The organism is Streptomyces malaysiensis subsp. samsunensis (assembly GCF_024519315.1).
In the GTDB taxonomy this organism is placed as follows: Bacteria; Actinomycetota; Actinomycetes; order Streptomycetales; family Streptomycetaceae; genus Streptomyces; species Streptomyces malaysiensis.
The window spans coordinates 1-9,989 of the sequence record NZ_JANIIC010000090.1 but is presented as its reverse complement, the minus strand read 5'-3'; the positions used below and the strand labels follow the sequence as shown (position 1 = coordinate 9,989).

At 68.6% G+C, this 9,989-nt stretch carries 10 protein-coding genes and 1 pseudogene; 4 read left to right on the top strand and 7 right to left on the bottom strand.

The genetic code is table 11. The features are described from left to right. Positions 1–76: 76 nt before the first annotated feature. Positions 77–328, bottom strand: coding sequence for a hypothetical protein (locus NQU54_RS43660; protein ID WP_257635854.1), 252 nt, complete (start codon positions 326–328; stop codon positions 77–79). A 28-nt stretch (positions 329–356) separates the two neighbouring features. Further along, positions 357–901 (bottom strand): annotated as a pseudogene (locus tag NQU54_RS43655) (TetR/AcrR family transcriptional regulator); the annotation flags it as partial. Positions 902–1,155: 254 nt separating this feature from the next. On the opposite strand from NQU54_RS43655, the gene NQU54_RS43650 reads away from it, so the two are divergent. After that, complete coding sequence (locus NQU54_RS43650) at positions 1,156–2,376, top strand: metallophosphoesterase (RefSeq protein ID WP_257635853.1); 1,221 nt, start codon at positions 1,156–1,158, stop codon at positions 2,374–2,376. A gap of 61 nt (positions 2,377–2,437) precedes the next feature. Here NQU54_RS43650 and NQU54_RS43645 read toward each other — a convergent pair whose 3' ends face one another. Next, positions 2,438–3,433 carry an alcohol dehydrogenase catalytic domain-containing protein gene (locus NQU54_RS43645; RefSeq protein ID WP_257635852.1) on the bottom strand — a complete coding sequence of 332 codons (996 nt, stop codon included), beginning with the start codon at positions 3,431–3,433 and terminating at the stop codon, positions 2,438–2,440. A gap of 38 nt (positions 3,434–3,471) precedes the next feature. Beyond that, complete coding sequence (locus NQU54_RS43640) at positions 3,472–4,074, bottom strand: NADPH-dependent F420 reductase (RefSeq protein WP_257635851.1); 603 nt, start codon at positions 4,072–4,074, stop codon at positions 3,472–3,474. Between the two features lie 77 nt (positions 4,075–4,151). Here NQU54_RS43640 and NQU54_RS43635 point away from each other — a divergent pair, with 77 nt between their 5' ends. Beyond that, entirely contained in the window at positions 4,152–4,904 is a 753-nt protein-coding gene (locus tag NQU54_RS43635) for a TetR/AcrR family transcriptional regulator (protein WP_257635850.1), read from the top strand. Between the two features lie 84 nt (positions 4,905–4,988). On the opposite strand, the gene NQU54_RS43630 is transcribed toward NQU54_RS43635, so the two are convergent. Continuing rightward, a complete protein-coding gene (locus NQU54_RS43630) occupies positions 4,989–6,236 on the bottom strand; it encodes a carotenoid oxygenase family protein (protein WP_257635849.1) in 1,248 nt (415 codons plus the stop codon). Between the two features lie 85 nt (positions 6,237–6,321). On the opposite strand from NQU54_RS43630, the gene NQU54_RS43625 reads away from it, so the two are divergent. Beyond that, entirely contained in the window at positions 6,322–6,840 is a 519-nt protein-coding gene (locus NQU54_RS43625; protein ID WP_257635848.1) for a PadR family transcriptional regulator, read from the top strand. 54 nt (positions 6,841–6,894) lie between these two features. Here the strand turns inward: NQU54_RS43625 and NQU54_RS43620 are convergent, their stop codons facing one another. Next, on the bottom strand, positions 6,895–8,142 hold the full coding sequence (locus NQU54_RS43620; protein WP_257635847.1) for a cytochrome P450: 1,248 nt from the start codon (positions 8,140–8,142) through the stop codon (positions 6,895–6,897). 147 nt (positions 8,143–8,289) lie between these two features. Continuing rightward, positions 8,290–8,973 carry a TetR/AcrR family transcriptional regulator gene (locus NQU54_RS43615; RefSeq protein WP_257635846.1) on the bottom strand — a complete coding sequence of 228 codons (684 nt, stop codon included), beginning with the start codon at positions 8,971–8,973 and terminating at the stop codon, positions 8,290–8,292. Between the two features lie 368 nt (positions 8,974–9,341). Between NQU54_RS43615 and NQU54_RS43610 the strand changes: the two genes are divergently transcribed. Beyond that, positions 9,342–9,791, top strand: coding sequence for a Zn-ribbon domain-containing OB-fold protein (locus NQU54_RS43610; RefSeq protein ID WP_257635845.1), 450 nt, complete (start codon positions 9,342–9,344; stop codon positions 9,789–9,791). Positions 9,792–9,989: the final 198 nt, after the last annotated feature.

Genomic DNA, 9,989 nt, shown 5'->3' with positions numbered 1-9,989 from the left:
CACGATCCACCTGGTTGCCCGCCGACGGGGATGGCCGAATCCGGCCGCGGAAGCGGCGGCTGGATCCCCGGCATGGTCAGCGGCTGTTCCGGCCGTCGGACCTTGACCGGTTGTCGTCGGAGACCGCGAACGCGAACACCGTCTCGATCCGGCCCTCGGACTCGACCGCCAGGCCCGGCCACCCGTTGACCGTGCGTTCGAGGATCGTGCGGGGCGGCGGGCTCGACTCCACCGGGCAGCCAGGCCGGAGGGACCAAGGATCGCGATTCGGCAAGAGGAAGCAGCCGAGCAGTCGGCAGAAGATCAGGTAGAGCGGTCGCGGACCCACGATCACCGATCGTGCGTGAAGACGCCCTTCAGGCGTCTCCGGTGGCCGGGAGCCGTTTGCGGATGTCCTGGTAGAGGTTCTGCATCTCCACGCGGAAGATCTCGGCCTGGTGGTCGCCGATGAACGAGGTGTGCCCGAACACCTCCAGGGCGACGAGACCGTGCATACGCCCCCACGCGCCCAGGAACAGCGCCGTCGCGGAGGCCGGCAGCTCTCCCAGAGCGCCCGGTGGCAGCTGTTCGGCGAACTCCCGGAAGGCGGCCGACAGCTCGGGCATGTCGGCCGCGGCGAACTGCTCCGCGGTGTACCCGTCGAACAGCTCACGCTCGAAGAGCATGCTTATCCGGCGGACCGCCTGGGTGGTCGGGCCCTCGGCGGGTGCCGTGTAGTGCCGCAGCGGTGCGCCATGCCTGGTGCGGCCGGGTTGTCCTCCGCGGTGTCGACGGCTGCCTGTAGGGCGTCGGCCAGGTCCTCGTACGCCTTGGCAATGAGCGCCGTGATGAGGGCGTCCCGGTTCGGGAAGTAGTGGTACAGCGCCTGCACGGTCATGCCGAGGCTCCGGGCGACCGCGCGCTGCCGTACTCGCCATCGCCGGGGTGGCGGCTACGCGGTCGCCGCCACCCGCGAACGCCACCGCTTCGCCGGGCCCAGCATCACAGCGGCCCGCTGACACCTTGGGCAACGACGTCGTCCGACCACACCGGTCAACAGGGCCCGGCGAAGGTCCACCGGGCCCTCTCCTGCCAAGGTAGGTGTCCGCGGCGGCATCTTGCCCAAGGCAACCGGATACAGTGCGCGAGACGGCAGCCTGATCAGGGAGGGGAAGCGTGACCGACACCAGCAACGCCCGGCCCGCCGAGAGTGAAGCGCAAGCGCCGCGGCAGAGCCGACTGCGCCGCCTGATGCGCTTCATCCCCCTGATCGCCCCCGTCCTGCTGTGGGCCGTGCCCTGCTGGGTGCTCCTGCACACCGGCCAGCACTGGCCGCTGCCCGTCACGCTGGTCGGCACCGCCCTGTTCGCCCTCGCTCTCATCGGTATGCCGCTCATGATGATGCGCGGCCACGGCCGACGCCAGCAGGATCGGGCGGCGATCATCGGCGACACCCTGCTGGGCACCAGCTGGATCCTGTTCACCTGGTCCGTTCTTCTCGGCGTCCTCTTGCGGCCCGCCCTGACCGTGGCCAGCGTCGGCGACAGCCAGGACCGGGCCCGAATCGTCACCTGGGCCATCCTCGGCATAACCGCCGTACTGCTCGGCTGGGGGTACGCCGAGGCGCGCCGAGTGCCACGCGTGCGCCGACTCGACGTGCAACTCCCCAGGCTGGGCGCCGGGTTGGACGGCATCCGCGTCGCCCTCATCACCGACACCCACTACGGCCCGCTCGATCGCACTCGCTGGTCGGCGCGGGTATGCGAGACGGTGAACACTCTGGAAGCCGACCTGGTCTGCCACACCGGCGACATCGCGGACGGCACGGCCGAACGCCGCCGCGCCCAGGCCGCCCCACTCGGTACCGTGCGGGCCACCCGGGCCCGTGTCTACGTCACCGGCAACCACGAGTACTACAGCGAGGCCCAGGGCTGGGTCGACCTGATGGACGAGCTGGGCTGGGAGCCACTGCGCAACCGCCATCTGCTGCTCGAACGCGGAGGCGACACCCTCGTGGTCGCCGGCGTGGATGACGTCACCGCCGAGTCCTCCGGCCTGGCAGGCCACCGCGCCCACCTCGCCGGAGCCCTGAACGGCGCCGACCCCGACCTCCCCGTCCTGCTCCTGGCACACCAGCCCAAGTTCATCGACCGGGCAGCAGCCGCCGGCATCGACCTCCAACTCTCCGGCCACACCCACGGCGGCCAGATCTGGCCCTTCCACCACCTCGTCCGCATTGACCAGCCCGCCCTCGCCGGCCTCAGCCACCACGGCCCCCGCACCCTCCTCTACACCAGCCGCGGCACCGGCTTCTGGGGCCCGCCGTTCCGCGTCTTCGCCCCCAGCGAGATCACCCTGCTCGTGCTCCGCTCCCCGCACCCGCCCACCTCGATATAGCGCCCGGCGGGCCGGACACATCCGCTTGTTTTCGCAAGGGGCCGCCAGAAGACGGACGGGCTCAGATGTTGATCACGATCTTCCCGATCGTCCGCCTGCTCTCGGCCAGTTCATGGGCTGCTCTCATCGTGTCCACACTCAGGCCGCTGAGCACCGTCGTGGCGATGGGACGCAGCCGCCCCGCGACGGCATCCGCCGCCAGTTCGGCGAGGATTCTGCCCTGACTGGCGACGTCGCCACCGGCCATGATCTTGCTGAAGACGGTTTCGGTGTGCAGCGACACGGATTTGCCGATGAGCGGTCCAAGATCGAGGGGACCGTTCAGATCAATGACGGCAAGGTGACCGAATGGCCGCAGGACCTCGGCGATCCAGCCGACATTGCCGATGGTCCCCGAAGTGGACAACACCAGGTCGATCCGGTCGACACCGGCGTCACGCAGTTGACCGGGCACGTTTCCGGTGTGGTCGACGACCACATCCGCTCCCATCCTCGTGCACCACTCGCGTGATTCCGGGCGCGAAGCCGTGCTCGCCACCAGGGCCGAGGTCCGGCTCTTCAGCAGCTGTGTCGCCAGCGTCCCCACGCCGCCGGCGCCGCCGACGATCAGCACCCGGTCGATTCCCGCCGCCAAGCTGTCATGATCGCGGAACAGTGCCTCCCAGGCCGTGAGGCCGCCGATGGGCAAGGACGCGGCGTCGGAGAAGGACAGCTGGTCCGGAATCCTCGCCACCACACGATGGTCGACCGTGAGCCGCTCCGCCCAGGCGCCGTCCCGTGTCATGTCTCCGGTGCCCATGACGCGATCGCCGACCGCGAAGCCGGTGGCTTCCGGTCCCACGGCTTCCACCACCCCGGCGAACTCCCACCCCAAGATGACGCGTCCGCCCGGTTCAGCGCTGCGCAGCTGCCGGATCAGCGCTTCACCCGGATTGATTCCCACGGCGCGGATACCGACGAGCAGATCCGTGTCGCGCGGCCGTGGTTCCGCGGCGTCGATGAGCTCGATGGCGAACGCGTCGAGCGAGTGGGCCTTCTCATAAGCGAGGGCTTTCATGTGATGCCCCTTTCGTACTGGGCCATGATCTTCTCCGTTCAGTCCTGTTTGAGAGCGTGCAGGGCCGAGAGCGGGCCGCCGCCGACCTGCATCAACCGGCCGCCTTCGCGCAACGACCCGGCGTCCACCGGAGCGAAGCCGATCTCGTCGGCAACCGCATGGAAATCCGCTTTCGCGTCCGCGTCGTCCCCGGCGTAGAAGAGCAGCTGGCGGCCTTCCACATGCCGCGGGTCGGGCACGATGTACTGGGCGTACAGCGTGTTGAACGCCTTGACCACGCGTGCGCCCGGAGCGTGGCGGGCCACGAATTCACTGCCCGTCTCCGGACCGAGGTCGACAAAGTCCCTCGGGGTCGGGCCGACAATGTGATTGCTGGCGTCGACCAGGATCCGGCCGTCCCATGAGGACACGTCGGCCAGCGCGGCAGGGATGTCCAGCCATCTGACCGCGAGGAACACCATCTCGGCCGCGGCCGCCTCGGCGACTGTTCCGGCGGTGGCCAGCGGCCCCAGCCGCACCACGGTGTCACTCAGTGTGTCCGGGCCGCGGCTGTTGCTCAGCACGACGCGATGACCTGCCGTCACGAGGTGCCCGGCGATGCCCTTCCCGATCGTGCCCGCTCCGATGATTCCGAATTCCATCAGCGCCTTCCTCTCACAGGTGTTCAGGCGGTTCGCGGGCCCAACCCGCTTTTTGATGTTGGACACCATCAAAATTAATGATGGTGATCAGCATCATTACTTGTCAAGCCGGAGCGAGCGCATGGACACCCTTTTTGATGTCAGGTATCATCACAACGGGCGAGATATCGACCTCGGCCCGCACTCAGCAGTGCCGTCTTGTCGAGGAGGTGTCCGAGGTGCCACGTATCACCCAGGAGCAGAAGAAGCTCAACCGCGAAAAGATCGTCCGGGCAGCAGGCGAAGGGTTCAGACTGCACGGCGTCGACGGGATCGGCATCGAGGAGCTGATGAAGACCGCCGGGATGACGCACGGAGGGTTCTACAACCACTTCTCCTCGAAGGAAGACCTCGCCCTCGAGGTCTACCGTCAGGGCTTCACCGACTCCCTCGACGCGCTCGCCGCCATCCGCAAGGCACATCCGCGCTCCGCCCGGGCAGCCCTGCACGACATGGTCGACGTATATGTGACGGCCGCCCACCGCGATCACCCGGAAACCGGCTGCGCCTCAGCCGCCCTGGCAGTTGATGCCGGACGCCGCGGCGCCACCTCTCAGGCCGAGTACCGACGCGGGCTCGAGGGATACTTCAGCGCCATCACCGAGATGGTGCTCGATGGCGCGCACCAATCCGGCACCGAACCGACGACGGCAGAAGCCCGCGAACAGGCAGTGGCCCTGTTCTGCCAGATGGTCGGCGCGCTGGTGGTCTCCCGCGCCGTCACCGAGGCCGACCCCGGACTGTCCGACGAAATCCTGACGGTCAACCGCAAACAGCTCAAGCAGAGGTGAAGCACAGACTGGTGCGGGTCCGACGGGCTGGAGGCCGCGCGCGGCCCCCACCCGGGCGGCTGTGGCGCGGTGGCCGCCGGAGTCTCAGTCCGCGATCCAGTTGCCGTGGAAGCCTTGCGGCACGCGGGCGGGGAGGTGCACCGTCGCCACCGGTTTCCGTAGATCGGTGGCGTCCAAGATCATCAGATCGCTTCCGTCGCGTGCGCGGTCGTGGACATAGGCGATGAGCCAGTTCGGGGGCGCGAACACGGCTTCGGAGGGCGTGTGTCCCGCGCCGAACTCGAACGCGGTCGAACCGCCCGAGTGGAGGTCGTACCGCACGATCGCGTCACGCCCGGTGACGTGGCCGTACCGGACGTCGAGACCCGTGAACCTGTCGTCGATACGCGGGAATTCACACGGGCGGTCATCGACCTGCTCCTCGCGAACGCTTCCGGTGCGCAGGTCGACCGTCCACCGCCACAGGACCGAGGGTGACTCCACGACCTCGTTCCACGACAGCTGGGGATACCGCACCGCGTACAGCACGATCGAGTCCCCCGCCTCGTGCGCGTTGAGCGTGTGGAACACGGCGCACGGGTCGATCGGGAACCAGCGCACCCGGGCGCGCGGGTCGTGCCGTGGCAGCACACCGATCCGCGCCTCGAAACCTTCGTCCCAGTCGTAGGGCATGCCGGGGCCGGGCATGAACACCAACGGCAGCTCCAGGAACACCACATGTCGGCTGGTGACCGCGAAGTCGTGCATCATCGTGGGGCCTTGTACGTCGATCGTCCGCGACAGCTCCAACTCGCCGCGCGCGTCCGCACGGTGGTAGGTCAGATACGGCTCCTGCCAGTCGTAGCCGAAGAAGTGCAGCTCGCCGGTTTCCGGGCAGATCTTCGGGTGCGCGGTCATCGCCGTGGTCAGCTTGCCGTTGAAGTCGTACGGCCCGACGGTCTCCAGCTCGTGCGTCACCTCGTACGGCAGCGCGTTCTCGACGAGCGCGAGGGTCTTCCCCGCGTGGTTCACGACATGCGTGTTGGCCACCGACGCCGTCCGGTCCGCCGTACCGTCCTCCCGGTACTCCTGGACCGCCGGGTCCTCGAAGCTGCGGGTGCGGACCCAGCGGTTGCGGTACCAGGCGGCTCGCCCGTTCTCCAGCCGGACCCCGTGGATCATCCCGTCACCGATGAACCAGTGCGCGGACTCCCCGCGCGGGTTCGGCCCATTGCGCAGGTACCAGCCGTTCAGCTCGGGCGGTATCGCACCGGTGACGGGCAGGTCGTACGCGGTCAACTCGTCGTGAACGGGAGCGTAGTTCCCCTTGAGATGGAAGGTGGTCGTAGCCATGAGACCTCCTGAGGTGCCAATGATGACATGTCAAAAGTAGAAGGTCTCCAATTGACGTGTCAACTGTGGAAGGTAGGCTCCCCGTATGAGCCTTCGACATGCCGTGCTCGGCCTGCTGTCCGAGGAGCCCGGCAGCGGCTGGGACCTGATGCAGAAGTTCGACATCTCGCTTCGCCATGCGTGGACGGCGCCCCAGAGCCAGGTCTACGGCGAGTTGGCCAAGCTGGCCGACACGGGATTGATCACCGTGGCCGAGGAGGGTCCGCGAGGCCGGAAGGTCTACGAGATCACCGAGGAGGGCCGCGTCGAGCTGCGGCGCTGGATGATCGACGTGGCGCCGCGCCCCCGACGCGACGACCTGATCCTGCGCGTGTTCTTCCTCAACGCCGTCAGCCCGGAGGAAGCCCGCGCGTTCCTGAGCCGCATCGCGGAGGCAGCCTCCGAACGGCACGAGGAACTGCGCGAGTTGCACGACCGGATCGACTGGAGCGACGACGCGCTGTCGGTCTACGGTGCGCTGGCACTGGACTGGGGCCTGCGCTTGGAGGCGATGCAACGGGAGTGGGCCGACTGGGCGCGGACGAAGCTGCGTGATCAGACGTAGCCCCGGACACCCGGCGCCACTTCCAGCGGACGAAACGGCGGCACCAGCCCCCGTTCATCGACTGACGGCGACCCCGAGGGGAGCCCGGAAGGACAGCAGGCCCAGCATCGGGGGTTCGGCCCCACCTTCCTCCAGCCGTACTCCGGACAGGCGGCTGGCCGCCACTCGCAAGGCCACCGCCGCTTCTGTGCGCGCCAGGGACGCGCCCGGGCAGCGATGGCGGCCGACGCCGAATGCGAGGTGGTGGCGGACGTTCGTCCGATACGGGCGCATCAGCTCCGGGTGGGGGAAGACCTTCGGATCGGATCCGCTGCCCATCAGCATCAGCAGCAACTGCGCGCCCTCAGGGATGCGCACCCCGCCCAGTTCGGTGGAGCGGACGGTGACCCGGCGCCACGTGGTGACCGGCGGTTCGCGGCGTAGTACCTCCTCCACCCATGCCTCGGCCAGACCCGTCCGCTCCGGCACGTGCTGCCAGAGGTCCGGCTCGGTGAGCGCTCGCCGCAGCACCGTGGCGATGAGCTGTCCGGTGGTGGACTGTCCCGCGATGAATACGAAGAAGCACGCGGCCACCGCTGTCCCGATGTCCAGCGGCTCGCCGTCGGGCGAACGGTGAGAAGCCAACGCACCGACGAATGAGGTGGGCGGGGCGGCATCGCCTCGCACCGTGTCGGTCAGCCACTGATGGAACTCGCCGACGAGCTCCGCCAGTTCCCGTTGCCTGTCGAAAGTGGGCCTGCCCCAGAACAGCTCCAGCGAGGCATCGCTCCAGCGAATCAAGGTGGCCGGAGTGACTCCCCGGATGCCGAGGAGTTCCATGAGTACCCGGCAGGGCAGCACCTGCGCGAAAGAGTCGAACAGCTCACACCGACCGGTGGCGTCGAGCTCCGACCGCACGGCGTCGAGCAAGTCCTCGGCGACGCGCTGGATGACCGGTACGGCCGCGGCGACGCGCTCGGCGTTGAAGAATCGGGTCACCACGCGGCGCAGTCCGGGGTGGCTGGGAGTGCCGTTGTTGGCGAGCGCGGGTGGGAGCGTGAAGCCGGCGCGGGCGAGAATCCGCAGCGCCGCGACCGGTAGTGGGGTGACTGCCCGCAGGGCGTTGTCGGGACGGAACAGGGTCGGGTCGAGCAGTGCGCGGCGCACCTCGTCGTAGCGGCTGACCAGCCACAACCCGGTGTCCGGGTGGTAAGTCACGGGGGCCTCGGCCCGGAGCCGGTCCAGCCAGGGGTACGGGTCGCGGACGAAGCCGTCGCCGAAGAGATCGAGCGGGTCGAGCGGGGCACGGGTGCCGAGCGCCACCGGGCAGCCTCCTGAGCTGGTCCAGGCGGTTCCGCCGTGGGAGTGGGATGTGTTCGGGACCGGGGAAGCCACGGCCGGAAGCTAACACGCCACAGCGCGCCCCGGTCTCCGCTGTGCGCGGCATCACTCGTTCAAGCGGAGCGGGCTTCAGCGCTCGGCGCCGTCCTCGACGAGACGTCGCAGCGAGGGAAGCAGGGTGTCGATGTCCTGCCCGGTCCTGAACGCGACGACGGTGGTGCCACCGCCGGGCGCCGGTGAGGAGCCGGGCGCCGGAAAGAGGGCGAGCACCTCACGCATCGCCTCGTCCACCTCGGCGACCGGGTCGGACGACTCGCCCCGAAGCCAGCGGCGCAGCACGTGGTTGTGGGCGGCGACCACCGCGGCGGCCATGAGTTCGGCCCTCAGCGACGCCGATTCCGTCGGACCCCCCATCCAGTCCGCGATGAACTCCCGGAACAGTCGCTGATAGCGGGCCACACTGGCGATCTCCCGGTCACGCAGGGCAGCCACCTTGCTCGTGAGGGCGTATCGCCGCCTGGCCAGGTCGCCCTCCTCCACGTAGTGCAGCAGGACGAGTCGAACCGCGTCCGACACGGCGACCAGAGCGGTGCTGTTGCTCGAGGTCGCCAGCCGATCTCTGATCAGCGCCAGGAGCCGGTCGTGGTCCGGAAAGATGACGTCTTCCTTGGAACGGTAGTTTCGGAAGAACGTCGTGCGCCCGAGCCCCGCTCGCTCAGCGATGTCGTCGATGGTCGTCTGCTCGTATCCGCGCTCGTCGAAGAGCGCGAATGCGGCATCTGCCAGTCGGATCCGTGCAGGTAGCTTGCTCATGACCGCCCATCCTTCCCCGCCTTACCGCGCGGACGCCACTTGCCTCGTCCTGATGGGACCGAGTACCGAATTCTTCGGGTATCGGGCGCCGAGCGGCGTGGTGTGGCTTCCCCGCAAGGAGTGAGCCCGGCACTCCCCCGCACCCGACCAGGGACATCTTCGCCTGCCACCACAAGGAACCGCCGCGTCGGCACACCATCACGTCCAGCACCCGCACCCCATTTGGAACTGAGTACTTTACCTGCGGCACTCAGTGCCATAGCTTGGGTATGCACGCCACCACAGCGGTGCGACGTGCCACAGCCGTGATCGGCGAGCCACCGCCTCCCGTCACGGGTCGTTTCGAGCCGGGGACGGAGAGAGACACCGTGCTCCATGCAGCGATCGAAACCACAGAGAGCGCCCCCGTCGAACGGGAGGCCGACGCGAGCGCGAACCCGCCCCCAGAGGCGGACTGCCCCAAGCAGGTGCCGCTGGGCGGAGTGGGGGGTGGAGAGCTGTACTTCCAGCGCTGCCGCTGGTGTCGGACCGCGGTCTTCCGCCGTCTGCTGTGCCCCGTCTGCGCCTCCACCGATCTCGACTGGGAACTCAGTTGCGGCATCGGCGTCATCCGCCATGTCATGGCCGTGGGCCGAAGCCCCGGGAGGCAGTGCGCACTCGCCACCATCAACATGCCCGAGGGATTCTGGCTGTGCTCCAGGGTCATCGGCGTGCCACCGCTCATCGTGCGGGTCGGGGCCCAGGTGCGTCTGACCGAAGGCATCGAGTCCGGCCCCCAGGCACTCCTGTTCCGCCTCTGCGAGATTCCGCCGCGATGAAGGCGGAGGCAGCGACGCCGCCCGGGCCCCGCGCGACACCGGCTACGAGGTCATCGACACCGCCCCGCACCGGGCCCCGGAGCAGGACATCCACGCGGTCCCCACCCCCGGCGCGGGCATGGGTCAGATCCCTGAAACCACCGACCGGCTCTACGCCGCCCCGAACCAGACCCTGGAGCCGAGATGCTGATGAAGGTA

Coding starts and splice junctions, on each gene's coding strand:
- NQU54_RS43625 (WP_257635848.1), top strand. CDS start 6,322: ATGAGCCTTCGACATGCCGTGCTCGGCCTGCTGTCCGAGGAGCCCGGC.
- NQU54_RS43635 (WP_257635850.1), top strand. CDS start 4,152: ATGATGGTGATCAGCATCATTACTTGTCAAGCCGGAGCGAGCGCATGG.
- NQU54_RS43645 (WP_257635852.1), bottom strand. CDS start 3,433: ATGAAAGCCCTCGCTTATGAGAAGGCCCACTCGCTCGACGCGTTCGCC.
- NQU54_RS43615 (WP_257635846.1), bottom strand. CDS start 8,973: ATGAGCAAGCTACCTGCACGGATCCGACTGGCAGATGCCGCATTCGCG.
- NQU54_RS43630 (WP_257635849.1), bottom strand. CDS start 6,236: ATGGCTACGACCACCTTCCATCTCAAGGGGAACTACGCTCCCGTTCAC.
- NQU54_RS43640 (WP_257635851.1), bottom strand. CDS start 4,074: ATGGAATTCGGAATCATCGGAGCGGGCACGATCGGGAAGGGCATCGCC.